Source organism: Blastococcus tunisiensis (assembly GCF_900112815.1).
GTDB lineage: Bacteria > Actinomycetota > Actinomycetes > Mycobacteriales > Geodermatophilaceae > Blastococcus_B > Blastococcus_B tunisiensis.
This window is the reverse complement of record NZ_FOND01000002.1, coordinates 46,532-60,425: the sequence shown is the minus strand read 5'-3', so window position 1 is coordinate 60,425 and position 13,894 is coordinate 46,532. Positions and strand designations below refer to the sequence as shown.

The window sequence follows — 13,894 nt, the reverse complement described above, 5'->3', positions numbered from 1 at the left end:
CATGGCGGTGGCGGTGGGATTTGAACCCACGGAGGGGGTTGCCCTCACACGCTTTCGAGGCGTGCTCCTTCGGCCGCTCGGACACGCCACCGCCGAAGAGACTACAGGCCCCGCTGCGCGCGGAAGAACGCACGTAGCAGCGTGGCGGACTCCTCGGCCCGGATCCCCGCGGTGACCTCCGGCCGGTGGTTCAGCCGCCGGTCCCGGACGACGTCCCACAGCGATCCGGCGGCCCCCGCCTTCGGGTCCTCGGCGCCGTAGACCACCCGGTCCACCCGCGCCAGCACGCTCGCGCCGGCGCACATCGTGCACGGCTCGAGGGTGACCACGAGCGTGCAGCCGGTCAGCCGCCAGCCGTCGCCGTGCACCCGGGCCGCCGCACGGAGCGCCAGCACCTCGGCGTGTGCGGTGGGGTCGCCGCGCTTCTCCCGCTCGTTGGCGGCCTCGGCCAGCACCGCGCCGTCCGGCCCCAGGACGACGGCGCCGATCGGGGTGTCGCCCCACTCCTGCGCGGCGGCGGCCAGCTCCAGCGCCCGGCCCATTGCCGCGTCGGTGTCGGGGGTCACCGGCGCCCCCCGCGCACAGTCGTCCCCTGCCCACACCTGTGGGCAAGAGCCGACTGCGTCACCGGTGGCCTCATCCGTGCAGTCGTCCCCTGCCCACACCTGTGGGCAGGAGCCGACTGCGTCACCGGTGGCCTCATCCGTGCAGTCGTCGGGCTCATGCCGACCCGTCCAGCGGGAAGCCGACGAGCTCGGACAGCTCGGTCAGCGCCGCGGCCGGGTCGACGACCTTGATGGTCGAGAAGCCGAGCGCCCGGGCGGGCTTGAGGTTGATGCCCAGGTCGTCCAGGTAAGCGCAGTCGGTCGCCCCGATGGTCCGGCCCACGGAGTCGGAGAGCCGGGTCAGCGCCCGCCGGTAGATCTCGGGTTCGGGCTTGCGCACGCCCTCCACCGACGACTCGACGATCGCGTCGAACAACCCCAGCAGGTCACCCAGGGGGCCGGTGCGCTCCATCGGCGCCACGTTGTTCGACAGCAGCGCCAGCGGCAGCCCCGCCCCGCGCAGCCGGCGCACCGCCGCCACCATGGCCGGCCGCAGCTCCCCGCGCAGCGCCGCCAGCACCCGGGCCGCCTCGACGCGGTGCCCCGCGGCCAGCGCCTCGGCCTCGAACGCGGCGGAGAACCCCGCGACGTCCAGCTCGTTGCGCTCGAACCGCGCCCACGCATTGGTGTCGGGATCGGTCGAGTTCAGCCGCACGATCAACCCCTCGGGCAGGCCGACCTCGCGCTCGTAGGCGGTGAACGCGGTCAGAGGGCTCTCGGTCAGCACCCCGCCGAGGTCGAACACCACCGCCGAGACCCGCCCGCCGGTCACGGGGCCACCGCCGCGGCCAGCTCGTCGGCGAACCCCAGCCGCTGCGCGATCCGCTCCACCATCTCGTCCGCCCACAGGTCGTCGGCGGTCACGATCGCCCGCAGCTCGTCGTGCGGCAGCCCGTCGTCGGCGAACACGTCCAGGTCACCTCCGGGCCAGCCGGACTCGTCGTCGTCGAACGCGCCGTCGCTGTCCACCCCGATGCCGTACCGCTCCACCACCTCGGCGGCCAGCACCCACTCGAGCATGGTCGCGTCCGAGATCAGCGCCCGCACCATGCCGCCCGGCCCGTGCCGCAGCACCACGAAGTACAGCCGGGAGTCCACGACCACCACGAACGGCGGCGGCCACCCGTCGGCGCCGGGCTCGCCGAGCGCCCGTTCGAGCACCGGCAGCTCGTCGCCGGCGTCCTCCGCCAGCAGCTGCACCCGCCACCGCCCGTCCGGCCGGCTGACCCGGACGGCGAAGCTGGTCCGCACCCCAGGGGCGCTCATCGCTTGCGCAGCAGGGTCAGGCCGTCGGCCAGCGGCAGCAGCACCGTCTCCCACCGGGCATCGGCGGCCAGCGCGGCGTTCAGCTCCGCGAGCGCGACGTCGTCCCGGTCCTGCGGATCGAGCACGCGCCCCTCCCGCAGCGTGTTGTCCAGCAGCACCACACCGTTGTCGGTCATCCGGGGGTGCAGCTCCGCCACGTAGTCGGCGTACCCGCTCTTGTCGGCGTCGACGAAGGCCAGGTCGAAGGTCTGGCCGGCCGGCAGCTCCCGCAGCGTCGGCAGCGCCTCGCCCAGCCGCACCTCGATCCGGTCCCCGACACCGGCGCGGTCCCAGTAGCGGCGGGCGATGCCCGTCCACCCGGCGTCGCGGTCCAGGCAGAGCAGCGAGCCGTCGGCGGGCAGGCCGCGGGCGATGCAGAGCGCCGAGTAGCCGGTGAACGTCCCGATCTCGATCGCCCGGCGGGCCCCCACGGCGCGGGTGAGCAGCTGCATGAACGTGCCCTGCTCGGGCGCGATCTGGTAGGTCGGCGACGCCTCGCCGCGCGCCGCCAGCGCCGCGGTCTCGGCGAGGAGGTCGGCGACGACGGGGTCGGCCGGTTCCGAGGAGGCGCGGACGTAGTCGGCGAGCTCCGGGGTGAGGAGGAACGAGCGCGGCGTCATGGCAGAGGGGGGACGGCGGCGGGGACGGCGGAGGCGGAGGCCATAACCTCTGATCATGGCCGATGCCGCTGGACCCGGTACCGGGCCGACCCCCCGTTTCCCCGTGCCGGCCATGCCCGCGCCGCCGGTGGGCGTGGTCGGGCTCGGCCAGCTGGGCGGGTCCCTGGCCGCCGCGCTCGTCGCCGCGGGCCGCCCCGTCGCCGGCTGGGACGTCGACCCCGCCGCCCGCGACGCCGCCGCGGCCCGGGGCGTGCGGATCACCCGGGAGCTGTCGGGCGTCGTCGTCCTCGCCGTGCCGCTGCCGCTGATGGCCACCGCCCTGGACGGCCTGGACGTCGATCCCGACGCCACCGTCACCGACCTGGGCTCGGTCAAGCGCCCGGTGCTCGAGCAGCTGGGACGCGCCCTCGGTAGCCGCTACGTCGGCGGCCACCCGATGTGCGGCACCGAGCGCTCCGGCCACGCCGCCGTCGACGCCGGGCTGTTCACCGGCGCCCGCTGGGCGCTGTGCCTGGAGCCCGGCACCGAGCTGCCGCGCTGGCTGCGCGTGGCCGAGGTGGCTCTGGCCGCCGGCGCCGAGGTCGTGCCGGTGACGGCCGCCGAGCACGACGACGCCGTCGCGGCGGTCAGCCACGTGCCCCACCTGCTGGCCGCCGCGCTCGCCGCCGCCGCCGGGCGGGCCGGTCCGCTCGCCCTCGCCCTGGCCGCCGGCAGCTTCCGCGACGGCACCCGCGTCATCGGCAGCGACCCGGCCTTCGTCCGCGCGATGGTGGACGGCAACGCCGGGCCCACCGCGGCGGCGCTGGCCCGCGTGCAGGAGCAGCTGGCCCGCCCGTGGGCAGAACTCGTCGCCGACGGCCACGCCGTCGCCACCCGGCCGCGGGGACGGCGGGCCGTGCGCGTGCCCCTGGACCGGGCCGCCCTGCTGGCACTGGGCCGGGCCGGCGGCGCGGTCACCCGGCGGCTCGCGGCGTTCGTGGAGGGCCGGCTGCCGGACGACGGGCTGCCGGACGACGCGGTGCCGGACGGCGGGGTCCCCGGCCCGGCGTGAGCCGCCCCCTGTTTCGGGCGTGCCGCGACGGGCAGGGTGTCGGCATGGACGAGAAGGACATCATGAGCCGCATCCACGAGCTGGTCGAGGAGGAGCACAAGCTCCGCGAGGGCACCGAGCACACCGACGAGCAGCGCGCCCGCATGCAGGAGCTCGAGGCGCACCTGGACCAGGCCTGGGACCTGCTGCGTCAGCGGCGGGCCAAGCGGCAGTACGACGAGGACCCCGACGAGGCCGAGGTGCGCCCCGAGTCCACCGTGGAGAGCTATCTCCAGTAAGAGGACACCTCTGCCCCCCACGCCTCGCACGCTCGCCGCGGGCCCCTGCAGAGGCGCCGAGGGCAGACCGGAACAAGGCCCTCTTCAGGCGGAGCGGCGGGCGAGCCGGCGGTGCTCGGTGCCCAGCAGGGCGAGCTGCCAGAGCAGCCGGGACCGGGGGTCGGTGACCTTGCGGCCGGTCACCGACTCGATCCGCCGCAGCCGGTGCATCACCGTGTTGCGGTGGCAGTACAGCTCGTCGGCGGCCTTCGTGGGCGACCCGTCGGACGACAGGAACGCCGCGAGGGTGTCCAGCAGGACCTCCCGCTCGTCCGCCGGCAGCTCCAGCAGCCCGCCGAGGGACTGCCCGACCAGCCGTGAGCTGATCTCCGGCGAGTTGCTCAGCAGCGCCTCGGGCAGCCGCTCGTCGATCGTGACCACGCGGGCGCTGCCGGCCGGCAGGGTCCGGGCCGCGGTCTCGGCCAGCCGGTAGGCCGAGCCGGCCGCCGCAGCCCCCTCGACGACGGCCGAGACGCCGACCGGCCCGCCGGCCCTCGACCGCAGCCAGCTCAGCACCTCACCCCCGGGCAGGGTCCCCAGCGCCACGACGCCGACCTGGCTGCCGTTGCGCTGCCCCCACACGGAGCGGATGCCGCGCTTGAGCAGCGCCGCCGTCGGCGAGTCCAGGGACGCGGTGCCGTCCGGCTCGGGCAGCGCCACGACCACCACGAGCCGGCCGTCCAACGGCATGGACAGCAGCTCCGACGCCGTCCGCACGAACGCCGGGTCGCCACCCCGGCCCTCCAGCAGCCCGTCGAGGACCTGCTGGCGGGCGCCGTCGTCCACCCCCGCGATCCGCCGCTGCTCCTCGCGGTAGCCCTCGGCGACCGCGGCACACTCGGCGTCGTTCGTCCGCCACACCGAGCCGGCGACCTCGAGCAGCAGCGTGTCGTGCTCGCGGGTGCTGCGCCGCGAGACGTCGAGCAGCGCCTCCCAGATGACCTGGCCGCCCAGCCGGTAGGCGCGCAGCACCGCCTCCAACGGGATGCCGAGCGCGGCCCGCCGGCGCCCCACCTCGCGGGCGTCGCGCAGCGAGGTGCGCGCGTCGCCGGAGGCCGCGCCGATCAGCGCGTGCAGGCCGCGCTCGAGGTTGGCGCGGGTGCTGGCCCGCATCTCCTCCTCGTCGCGGCCGCGCAGGTCCCGGTAGACCGGCTCCGTGCGGTGCAGGACGTCGAGCATCCGGTCGGTCATGGGGTCGAGCTGATCGAGGAGCAGCGGGGCCAGCTCGGCCAGCCGGGCCGCCACCTCGGGCCGGAACGGCTGCACTCGACCACCTCCTCGGAACGCGCCGCACCCAGCACAACACGTACCGGCGATCACTGTGCGGTCAGCCCATTGTGACGACCGACACGACCCGGCAGGCTCAGCGGGACGTACTCGTGACCCAATCGTCGCCGTCCGGTCCTCCGGTCGGTCGACGACCCCTCCCCGACGAAGAGGAGCAGTGGGCCCCTTGGCGCAGCCGCCCCCGCACTCCGGCAGCCAGCCTTCTCAGGACAGAACGCCCACCGCACGGCTCGAGATGAGCGGGATCAGCGTGGCCTTCGGCGGCGTCTCCGCGCTCAGCGACGTCTCGCTCACCGTGGAGCCCGGCCAGGTGCACGGCCTCATCGGACCGAACGGCGCCGGCAAGACGACGCTGTTCAACGTCGCCTGCGGGCTGGTCCGCCCCTCGGCCGGCCGGATCACCTGGCGCGGCGACGAGCTCCGCCGGCTCAGGCCCAGCCAGCTGAGCACGCTGGGGATCTCCCGCACGCTGCAGGGGGTGGGGCTGTTCGCCGGCATGACGGTGCTGGAGAACGTGATGGTCGGCGCCCACCGGCACGCACGGGCGGGCTTCTTCTCCGCCCTGCTGGCGCTGCCCACCGCGGACAAGGACGACCGGCTGCTGCGCGAGCGCGCGCAGCGGGCGCTGGCGGAGCTGGGCGCGGAGAGCTACGCCGGCCGCTACCCGGGCAGCCTCCCCTACCCGGTGCAGAAGCGCGTCGCCCTGGCCCGCGCCCTCGTCGCCGACCCCGACCTGCTGCTCCTCGACGAGCCGGCGTCCGGCCTGGCCGAGGACGAGATGCACGAGCTCGGGGAGCTGATCCGCACGCTGTCCGCCCGGATGAGCGTGCTGCTGGTCGAGCACCACATGGACCTGGTCATGCGGGTCTGCGACCAGATCACCGTCCTCGACTCCGGTGAGCAGATCGCTGCGGGCACCCCGGCCGAGGTCCAGGCCGACCCCAAGGTGACCGAGGCCTACCTCGGGGACGAGGTCGTCGAGACCGACGCCGCCGAGCTCGCGCGCACCGAAGGAGGCCGCAATGCCTGAGGCACACGGCAGCACCGCGGCGTCCGCGGGCACCGCCACCGTCGCGGGGACGTCCCTGCTCGACGTCCAGGGCCTGACCTCCTCCTACGGCCCCGTCCGCGCGCTGGACGGCGTCACGCTCAGCGCGCAGGCCGGCCGGATCACCGCCGTCCTCGGCGCCAACGGGGCCGGCAAGACCACGCTGCTGCGCACCATCAGCGGCCTGGTGCGCCCGGACGCCGGGAAGGTGGTGCTCGACGGCGAGGACATCACCAAGGCCCCGGTCGAGGCCATGGTCGGCAAGGGCATGGCGCACGTCCCCGAGGGCCGGGGCGTCATCGCCGAGCTGACGGTGGACGAGAACCTGCGGGTCGGGTCGCTGTTCCGCGGCAAGGTGCCGCAGAGCGAGTTCGACCGCGTCTACGACCTGTTCCCCCGCATCGCCGAGCGCCGGGACAACCACGCGCACACGCTGTCCGGCGGTGAGCGGCAGATGCTGGTGATCGGCCGCGCGCTGCTGGCCCAGCCGCGGATCCTGCTGCTCGACGAGCCCTCCCTGGGCCTCGCTCCGCGGATCGTCGCGCAGATCTTCGGTCTCCTGCGGCAGCTGGTCGACGCCGAGGGCCTGTCGGTCCTGCTCGTCGAGCAGAACGCCCGCAGCGCCCTGTCGGTGGCCGACGTCGGCGTCGTCCTCAACCTCGGGAAGGTCGTCGTCACCGACGACGCCCGGACGTTGATGGCCGACGAGGGCCTCCGGCACGCCTACCTCGGCTTCTGACGCCGTGCCTGCCGCGCGGCCTGCCGTTCCCGTCCCGCCGTCCCGCCCGCTCCCGCACAGCCAGGAAGGCAGCTCGTCGTGCAGCAGTTTCTGAACGTCACCCTCACGGGGCTGACGCAGGGCATGATCTATGCGGCGTTCGCCCTCGCCCTGGTGCTGATCTGGCGGTCCACCCGGATCGTCAACTTCGCCCAGGGCTCGATGGCCGCCGCGACCGCCTTCATCGCCCTCGCGCTCATCCAGGCCGGCTGGTCCTACTGGGTGGCGCTGGTCGTCGCCCTCGCCTCCGGTTTCCTGCTCGGCGCCGTCATCGAGCGGGTCATCATCCGCCCGGTCGAGGGCGGGCCCGAGCTCAACGCGGTCATCGTCACCCTGGGGCTCTTCGTGGCCATCCAGGCCCTCATCGCGATCGTCTTCGGTTCGTCGTTCCAGTCCTTCCCGACGCCGTTCGGGGTCCGCGGCTTCACCGTCGGCGACACGACGATCCCGGTGACCCCCACCAGCCTGTACGTGATCGGCTCGGTGCTGATCACGATGGGCCTGCTCGTCGCGCTGTTCCGGTTCACCCGGGTCGGCCTGGCCATGCGCGCCTCGGCCTTCGGCCAGGAGGTGGCCCGGCTGCTCGGCGTCAAGGTGGGCCGGATGCTCACCCTCGGCTGGGGGCTGGCCGCCGTCGTGGGCTCGCTGTCCGGCCTGCTGATCGCCGGGGGCGGGTTCGTCTTCCCGGCCTACATGGACAGCCTGATCGTCTTCGGCTTCGTGGCCGCGGTGCTCGGGGGGCTGGACTCGCCGATCGGCGCCGTCGTCGGCGGGCTGATCCTCGGCCTGGCGCTCAACTACGTCAGCGGCTACGTCCCGCGGGGCAGCGCGCTGGTGAACATCACCGCGCTGGCGATCCTGATCGTGGTGCTGCTCGTGCGGCCCGGCGGTCTGTTCAGCAGCGCGACGGCACGAAGGGCATGACCATGAGCGAGCCGCAGAACACCAGCGCCAGCACTCCCGCCCCGGCCGGCACCGCGGCCGGCCCCTCGTCCGGCAAGGCCACCGAGGAGGCGCCCGCGCGGGCCACGGCCGCCGCGAACCCGCCCCCCGCCGCGGGCGGCGGACGCACCTTCCTGCCGCAGTCCACGCTGCTCCGCCACCTGCTGGTCCTCCTGGTCTGCGCGGTCGGCGCGATGATCCTGCTCGAGATCACCGACCCGTTCACCAACTCGCAGCTGGCCTCGCTGACCTACTACGCGATCGCCGCGGGTGGCCTCACGGTGCTCACCGGGCTCAACGGCCAGATCTCGCTCGGCCACGGCGCGCTCATGGCGGTCGGCGCGTACACGGTGGCGCTGTTCCTCTCGGCCGACGAGCCGATCGCCCTGCCGCTGATCCTGCTGGCCGGGGTGGTCACCGCGACCATCGTCGGTGCGCTGGTCGGCGTCGCCGCCGCGCGGCTGCACGGCCCGTACCTCGCCGGCGCCACCCTGGCCCTGGCCGTCGGCCTCCCCGGCATCGCGATCTACTTCCACGACATCTTCGGCGGCGAGCAGGGCATGCGGGTGCGCGCCCCCCGGCCGCCGGAGGTGTTCGACAGCTTCATCGGCTTCGTGTCGGGCAACTCCGCGACCGGCACCAAGTGGCTGGCCTACCTGGGCACCATCTGCCTGCTGATCACCTACTTCCTGCTGGCCAACCTGGTGCGCAGCCGGATCGGCCGGACCTGGCGCGCGGTGCGCGACCAGGAGGTCGCCGCCGAGCTGGCCGGCATCAACCTGGGCGCCTGGCGGGTGCTGGCGTTCGTGGTCAGCGCGGCCGCGGCCGGGCTCGCCGGCGGGGTCCTGGCGCTGGTCGTCCGGCTGGCCGCCCCCAGCGGCTTCACCATCGTGCTGTCCCTGTCGCTGCTGACGGCGATCGTCCTCGGTGGCCTGGGCAGCCTGCTCGGCGCGCTGCTGGGCTCGGCGCTGCTGGTGTTCCTGCCGCCGTTCGTCACCGACCTCGGCGCGGACTTCGGCCTGAACAACACCGAGGCTGCCCAGCTGGCGCCCTTCGTCTACGGCGTCGTCCTGGTCGTGGCGATGATCTTCGCCCCGGCCGGCTTCGTCGGCACCGTCCGCATGCGCTGGCTCACCTACCGGGCGAAGCAGCGCACAGCGGCGTCCCGCGCCGCGAGCGGGGGGTGAGGACGACCCGATCCGTTCCGCCCCGCTCCACGCACCTGCCGATAACCAGACTCCCGGGCATCGACGCCCGGGCCCGCACCAGAGGAGAACCGTTGTCCAGATCCTCCCGACGTCTCGTGTCCTTCGTGGCCGCAGCCACCGTCGTCTCCACCGTCGCCGCCTGTGGCGGCGGCGATGACGGCGGCGGCGGGGGCGGTGGTGGTGGCGGTGGCGAGAACGAGGCCTCCGACATCGGCATCACCGAGGACTCGATCAAGCTCGGCGCGCACTTCCCGCTGACCGGTGTGGCCGCCCCCGGCTACAGCGAGATCCCAACCGGGGCGCAGGCGTACTTCGACTGCCTGAACGAGGCGGGCGGCGTCAACGGCCGCGAGATCGAGTACATCTACCGCGACGACGCCTACAACCCGACCAACACCAGCCAGGTCGTCAACCAGCTGGTGCTGGAGGACGAGGTGTTCGCGATCGTCGGCGGCCTCGGCACGCCCACGCACAGCGCCGTCCTCGACTTCCTCAACAGCGAGGGCGTGCCCGACCTGTTCGTCTCCTCGGGCTCGCTGCTCTGGGGCGAGGACCCGGAGACCAACCCCTACACCTTCGGCTGGCAGACCGACTACGAGAGCGAGGGGAAGATCATCGGCGAGTACATCGCCAACGAGTTCCCGGACGCCAAGGTCGGTCTCTTCCTCCAGGACGACGACTTCGGCGAGGACGGCGAGGCCGGCATCCGCGAGTACATCGACGACCAGATCGTCGCCGCGGAGCGGTACACCCCGGGCAACACCAACGTCGGCCCGCAGATCGCCGCGCTGCAGGCCGCCGGGGCGGACTTCGTCGTCGGCTTCAACGTGCCCAGCTACACCGCACTGTCGCAGCTGACCGCGCTGCAGCTCGGCTACGACCCGCAGTGGTTCTACTCCAACGTGGGTTCCGACCCGACGCTGGTCGGCTCGCTGCTGGCCAACTTCTCGCAGGGTGCGGTGAGCGACGCCAGCCTGCTCGACGGCGCGCTGACCACCGGCTACCTGCCGACCGTCGACATGACGGACAACCCGTGGATCCAGGAGTTCCAGCGGATCTGGGACGAGTGCGGTGGCGAGGGCGAGCTGACCAACTACCGGGTCTACGGCATGTCGCAGGCCTTCACCACGGTGCAGGCCCTGCAGGCCGCCGGGCAGAACCCGACCCGCGAGGGCCTGATCGAGGCCATCGAGACCGCCGGTAGCGAGTGGGAGGGTCCGGTGTTCGCGCCGTACCGCTACTCCGAGGACAGCCACATGGGCACCAGCGGCATGACGATCGAGCGCATCGTCGGCAACGGCTCCGAGGAGGTCCAGCCGGTCCGGGTGACCGACCTCGGTGAGGGCATCGAGGAGTTCGACGGCGAGGCCTCCACCCCGCCGGAGAACGCGATCCCCGACGAGGAGTCGGTCGTCGATTAGAAGAGGACCCCGTCCTCCTCACCCCTCGCACGCTCGGGGTGAGCCTCTGGACGAGGCCTTGCGCCACTGCACCGGGCCGCCGGTCTCCTTCGGGAGGCCGGCGGCCCTGCCGCTGTCCGGGGGCGGAACCACTTCACCTCCGAAGTGTTCCCGCCGATCGGCCCGGGTAGGAGCGCCGCGCAGCCGGGCGGCGGAGGCCGCACGAGGGACACGGAGGGACGCCGTCATGGGGCATGCAGCCGACGCCGTGGAAGCCGACGTCGTGGAAGCCAACGTCGTGCGCGACACCCGGACCATCCGCCGGGCGGTGGTGACCGGAGGCGCCGGCTTCCTTGGCTCGCACCTCTGCGAGCACCTGCTCGACCGCGGCGTCGAGGTCGTCTGCCTGGACAACTTCCTGACCGGGTCCCCCGAGAACGTGCTGCACCTGATGGAGCACCCCGGCTTCCGGCTGGTCCGCTGCGACGTCACCGACTACGTGCACGTGCCGGGCCCGGTCGACCTGGTCCTGCACTTCGCGTCCCCGGCCAGCCCGATCGACTACCTGAAGATGCCGATCGAGACGTTGAAGGTCGGCAGCCTCGGCACCCTGCACACCCTCGGCCTGGCGCACGACAAGGGCGCGCGCTACGTGCTGGCCTCCACCTCGGAGGTCTACGGCGACCCGCTGGAGCACCCCCAGCGCGAGGAGTACTGGGGCAACGTCAACCCGATCGGCCCGCGCGGCGTCTACGACGAGGCCAAGCGATTCAGCGAGGCGATGACCACGGCGTACCGGACGTCGAAGGGCACCGACACCGGGATCGTGCGGATCTTCAACACCTACGGGCCGCGGATGCGCCCCGACGACGGGCGCGCCATCCCCGCCTTCGTCGGCCAGGCGCTGGACGGGCGGCCGCTGACCGTCGCCGGGGACGGCTCCCAGACCCGGTCGATCTGCTACGTGGACGACACCGTGCGCGGGATCCTGGCGCTGGCGTTCTCCCCGCACACCGGCCCGGTCAACATCGGCAACCCCGACGAGCTGTCCATGCTCCGGCTGGCGCGGTGGATCGCCGAGCTCACCGGCTCGCAGTCCCCGGTGGAGTTCATCGACCTGCCGGTGGACGACCCGAAGGTGCGCCGGCCGGACACCACGCGCGCCGAGGCCCTGTTGGGCTGGCGGCCGACCGTCCCGTCCGAGGAAGGGCTGCGGCGCACCGTCGATTGGTTCGCCGCCCAGCGGGACCGCACCGAACTTCGCGTTGGGTGAGCGAAAGACCACTCGGAGTTCGGCTCTGGGGCATCTAGGCTGTCGGTAGCGGGCTCGGGGGGAGCCGCGCGTCCTCCAGTCGACCACAGAGAGCGAGCATGGGCCGCCACGCCGATCCCACTGCCCCGCGCCGCAACGCGCCCCTCCCCCTCCTCATCGCCGCCGGTGTCGTCGTCCTCCTGGTCGCCGGCGGGCTGGTCTGGTGGCTGACGGGGTCCGAGACCTGCGAGGTGCGCGAGACCGTCGACGTCACCGTCGCCCCGGAGCTCGGGCCGCTCGCCGAGGACCTCCTCGCCGAACCGGTGGAGCTCGACGGCGGGCTCTGCGCGTCGGCGGAGGTCACGGCGCAGCAGCCGCTGCAGACCGTCGGTGACCTGGCCGCGCTCGAGGGCGAGGCGCTGCCCGACGTGTGGGTGCCCGACTCCTCGCTGTGGGCGGCCCGCGCCGGCTCGGCAGCCCTGGAGCCGGTGGGCTCGTTGGCCTCCTCCCCCGTGGTGCTGGCCACCAGCCGGGACGCGGTCGAAGCCCTGGGCTGGGCCGAGGAGGCGCCGGGCTGGGCGGCCGCGCTGGCCGGCGAGCAGGCCCTCGCGGTGCCGGACCTGGCGACCAGCGCCGAGGGGCTGGCCGCCCTGGCCGCCGTCCGGGGCGCCCTGGGTGGCGGCGAGGACGCCGACAACGCCGTCGTGCAGGCGGTCCTGGCCGCCCAGCGCGGGCCGGCCGTCTCGGCGGCCGACGGCCTGGCCTCCGGCCGGGACGGTGGCGCCGACGCACCGCTCGTGCCGGTGAGCGAGCAGGAGGTCTACGAGACCAACCAGGAGGCCGAGGGCTCCGCCCTGACCGCCGTCTACCCGGCCGAGGGCAGCCCGTGGCTGGACTACCCGGTCCTGCGGGTCGGCTCCCCGTCGGGGGACGCCGCCGCGGCGGTCGAGGCGATCGTGGAACGCCTGACGTCGGACGCCGCCCGCGCAGCCGCCCTGGACGCCGGCTTCCGCGACCCCGACGGGTCGGCCCCCGCCGATGCCGACGAGGCAGGCATCCAGCAGGAGGCCCCGGCCGAGGTCGAGCTGGACCCGGCCGCGGTGCAGGCCCTGCTCGCGCGGCTGTCCAGCCTCGCCTCGCCGTCGCGCATCCTGGCCGCCTTCGACGTCTCGACGTCGATGGAGGCCCCGGTGGGCGACGGCACCCGTGCCACCCTGGCCCGCGACGCCGCGAAGGCGACGCTCTCGCTGGTGCCCGGCGACTACGCCCTCGGCCTGTGGGCGTTCGCCTACCAGCTGGAGAACGGCCAGGACTGGACGTCGCTGGTCCCCACCCGGGAGCTGGACGCCGCCGTCGACGGCCGGTCGCAGCGCGAGATCCTCGACAGCCAGCTCGACACCATCCCCGACCGGCTGACCCCCGGCGGCACCGGCCTCTACGACACCACCCTGGCCGCGGTGCGGGCCGCGCGCTCGGACTACGACCCGACCGCGGTCAACAGCGTGCTGGTGCTCACCGACGGCACGAACGAGGACGACGAGGGTGGCATCAGCCTGGAGAACCTGCTGATCACGCTGGCGGCGGAGGCCAACCCCGAGCGGCCGGTCAAGGTCATCGGCGTGGCGCTCGGGCCGGACGCCGACCTGGCCGCCCTGGAGCAGATCGCGGAGGCGACCGGCGGCGAGGCCTACTCGGCCGTGGACCCCGCCGACCTGCAGACCGTGCTCTTCGACGCTCTCCGCCAGCGCGGCTGACGGAGGACCTCCGCCGACGCTTGTGCTCTGCCTGCACCACGTAAGCAGAGCACAAGCCTCCGCGGGACCACCTGCCCCGACGCTTGTGCTCTGCCTGCACCACGTAAGCACAGCACAAGCCTCCGCGGGACCACCTACCCCGACGCTTGTGCTCTGCCTGCACCACGTAAGCACAGCACAAGCCTCCGCGGGACCACCTACCCCGACGCTTGTGCTCTGCCTGCACCACGTAAGCACAGCACAAGCCTCCGCGCGACCACCTGCCCCGACGCTTGTGCTCTGCCTGCACCACGTAAGCACAGCACAAGCCTCCGCGGGACCACCTAC

Annotated in this window: 14 protein-coding genes and 1 tRNA gene; 9 read left to right on the top strand and 6 right to left on the bottom strand. The window is 73.7% G+C overall.

The annotated features are described in order from the left end of the window. Positions 1-2: 2 nt before the first annotated feature. The 5 genes from BM142_RS02735 to BM142_RS02715 all read right to left on the bottom strand — a co-directional run bounded on the left by BM142_RS02735 (position 3) and on the right by BM142_RS02715 (position 2,530). Positions 3-91, bottom strand: a tRNA-Ser gene (locus BM142_RS02735). Positions 92-101: 10 nt separating this feature from the next. After that, a complete protein-coding gene (locus BM142_RS02730; RefSeq protein WP_092195263.1) occupies positions 102-566 on the bottom strand; it encodes a nucleoside deaminase in 465 nt (154 codons plus the stop codon). Between the two features lie 154 nt (positions 567-720). Further along, positions 721-1,377 (bottom strand): HAD family hydrolase, encoded by a 657-nt coding sequence (locus BM142_RS02725; protein ID WP_092195262.1) that lies wholly within the window; start codon positions 1,375-1,377, stop codon positions 721-723. Continuing rightward, on the bottom strand, positions 1,374-1,871 hold the full coding sequence (locus tag BM142_RS02720; RefSeq protein WP_092195261.1) for a tRNA adenosine deaminase-associated protein: 498 nt from the start codon (positions 1,869-1,871) through the stop codon (positions 1,374-1,376). Before BM142_RS02720 ends, BM142_RS02725 begins: the two co-directional genes overlap by 4 nt. After that, positions 1,868-2,530, bottom strand: a complete 663-nt coding sequence (locus BM142_RS02715) for an O-methyltransferase (RefSeq protein ID WP_092195260.1) — start codon at positions 2,528-2,530, stop codon at positions 1,868-1,870. The genes BM142_RS02720 and BM142_RS02715 overlap by 4 nt, the downstream gene beginning before the upstream one ends. Positions 2,531-2,585: 55 nt before the next feature. On the opposite strand from BM142_RS02715, the gene BM142_RS02710 reads away from it, so the two are divergent. After that, positions 2,586-3,581 carry a prephenate dehydrogenase/arogenate dehydrogenase family protein gene (locus BM142_RS02710; protein WP_092195259.1) on the top strand — a complete coding sequence of 332 codons (996 nt, stop codon included), beginning with the start codon at positions 2,586-2,588 and terminating at the stop codon, positions 3,579-3,581. A gap of 44 nt (positions 3,582-3,625) precedes the next feature. After that, complete coding sequence (locus tag BM142_RS02705) at positions 3,626-3,859, top strand: DUF2630 family protein (protein ID WP_092195536.1); 234 nt, start codon at positions 3,626-3,628, stop codon at positions 3,857-3,859. A gap of 84 nt (positions 3,860-3,943) precedes the next feature. Here BM142_RS02705 and BM142_RS02700 read toward each other — a convergent pair whose 3' ends face one another. Beyond that, entirely contained in the window at positions 3,944-5,164 is a 1,221-nt protein-coding gene (locus BM142_RS02700) for a PucR family transcriptional regulator (RefSeq protein ID WP_092195258.1), read from the bottom strand. Positions 5,165-5,420: 256 nt separating this feature from the next. Here BM142_RS02700 and BM142_RS02695 point away from each other — a divergent pair, with 256 nt between their 5' ends. The 7 genes from BM142_RS02695 to BM142_RS02665 all read left to right on the top strand — a co-directional run bounded on the left by BM142_RS02695 (position 5,421) and on the right by BM142_RS02665 (position 13,567). Continuing rightward, entirely contained in the window at positions 5,421-6,215 is a 795-nt protein-coding gene (locus BM142_RS02695; protein WP_175527069.1) for an ABC transporter ATP-binding protein, read from the top strand. Next, positions 6,208-6,972 (top strand): ABC transporter ATP-binding protein, encoded by a 765-nt coding sequence (locus BM142_RS02690; RefSeq protein ID WP_092195256.1) that lies wholly within the window; start codon positions 6,208-6,210, stop codon positions 6,970-6,972. The genes BM142_RS02695 and BM142_RS02690 overlap by 8 nt, the downstream gene beginning before the upstream one ends. Before the next feature lie 78 nt (positions 6,973-7,050). Next, positions 7,051-7,935 carry a branched-chain amino acid ABC transporter permease gene (locus BM142_RS02685; protein WP_092195255.1) on the top strand — a complete coding sequence of 295 codons (885 nt, stop codon included), beginning with the start codon at positions 7,051-7,053 and terminating at the stop codon, positions 7,933-7,935. 2 nt (positions 7,936-7,937) lie between these two features. Next, positions 7,938-9,140, top strand: a complete 1,203-nt coding sequence (locus BM142_RS02680) for a branched-chain amino acid ABC transporter permease (protein WP_092195254.1) — start codon at positions 7,938-7,940, stop codon at positions 9,138-9,140. Between the two features lie 92 nt (positions 9,141-9,232). Beyond that, positions 9,233-10,582: an ABC transporter substrate-binding protein gene (locus tag BM142_RS02675; protein ID WP_254790486.1), complete on the top strand. Its 1,350-nt coding sequence runs from the start codon at positions 9,233-9,235 to the stop codon at positions 10,580-10,582. Positions 10,583-10,808: 226 nt separating this feature from the next. Further along, positions 10,809-11,834 (top strand): UDP-glucuronic acid decarboxylase family protein, encoded by a 1,026-nt coding sequence (locus tag BM142_RS02670; protein WP_092195252.1) that lies wholly within the window; start codon positions 10,809-10,811, stop codon positions 11,832-11,834. A 98-nt stretch (positions 11,835-11,932) separates the two neighbouring features. Then, the gene (locus tag BM142_RS02665) at positions 11,933-13,567 is read left to right on the top strand and encodes a vWA domain-containing protein (RefSeq protein ID WP_092195251.1); all 1,635 of its coding nucleotides are present in this window, start codon (positions 11,933-11,935) and stop codon (positions 13,565-13,567) included. The last annotated feature ends 327 nt before the right edge of the window (positions 13,568-13,894 follow it).

What these genes read in the sequence shown, in the direction of transcription:
- BM142_RS02715 (WP_092195260.1), bottom strand. Translation starts at nt 2,530, where the DNA reads ATGACGCCGCGCTCGTTCCTCCTCACCCCGGAGCTCGCCGACTACGTC.
- BM142_RS02710 (WP_092195259.1), top strand. Translation starts at nt 2,586, where the DNA reads ATGGCCGATGCCGCTGGACCCGGTACCGGGCCGACCCCCCGTTTCCCC.
- BM142_RS02705 (WP_092195536.1), top strand. Translation starts at nt 3,626, where the DNA reads ATGGACGAGAAGGACATCATGAGCCGCATCCACGAGCTGGTCGAGGAG.
- BM142_RS02680 (WP_092195254.1), top strand. Translation starts at nt 7,938, where the DNA reads ATGAGCGAGCCGCAGAACACCAGCGCCAGCACTCCCGCCCCGGCCGGC.
- BM142_RS02720 (WP_092195261.1), bottom strand. Translation starts at nt 1,871, where the DNA reads ATGAGCGCCCCTGGGGTGCGGACCAGCTTCGCCGTCCGGGTCAGCCGG.
- BM142_RS02670 (WP_092195252.1), top strand. Translation starts at nt 10,809, where the DNA reads ATGGGGCATGCAGCCGACGCCGTGGAAGCCGACGTCGTGGAAGCCAAC.
- BM142_RS02665 (WP_092195251.1), top strand. Translation starts at nt 11,933, where the DNA reads ATGGGCCGCCACGCCGATCCCACTGCCCCGCGCCGCAACGCGCCCCTC.
- BM142_RS02695 (WP_175527069.1), top strand. Translation starts at nt 5,421, where the DNA reads ATGAGCGGGATCAGCGTGGCCTTCGGCGGCGTCTCCGCGCTCAGCGAC.
- BM142_RS02690 (WP_092195256.1), top strand. Translation starts at nt 6,208, where the DNA reads ATGCCTGAGGCACACGGCAGCACCGCGGCGTCCGCGGGCACCGCCACC.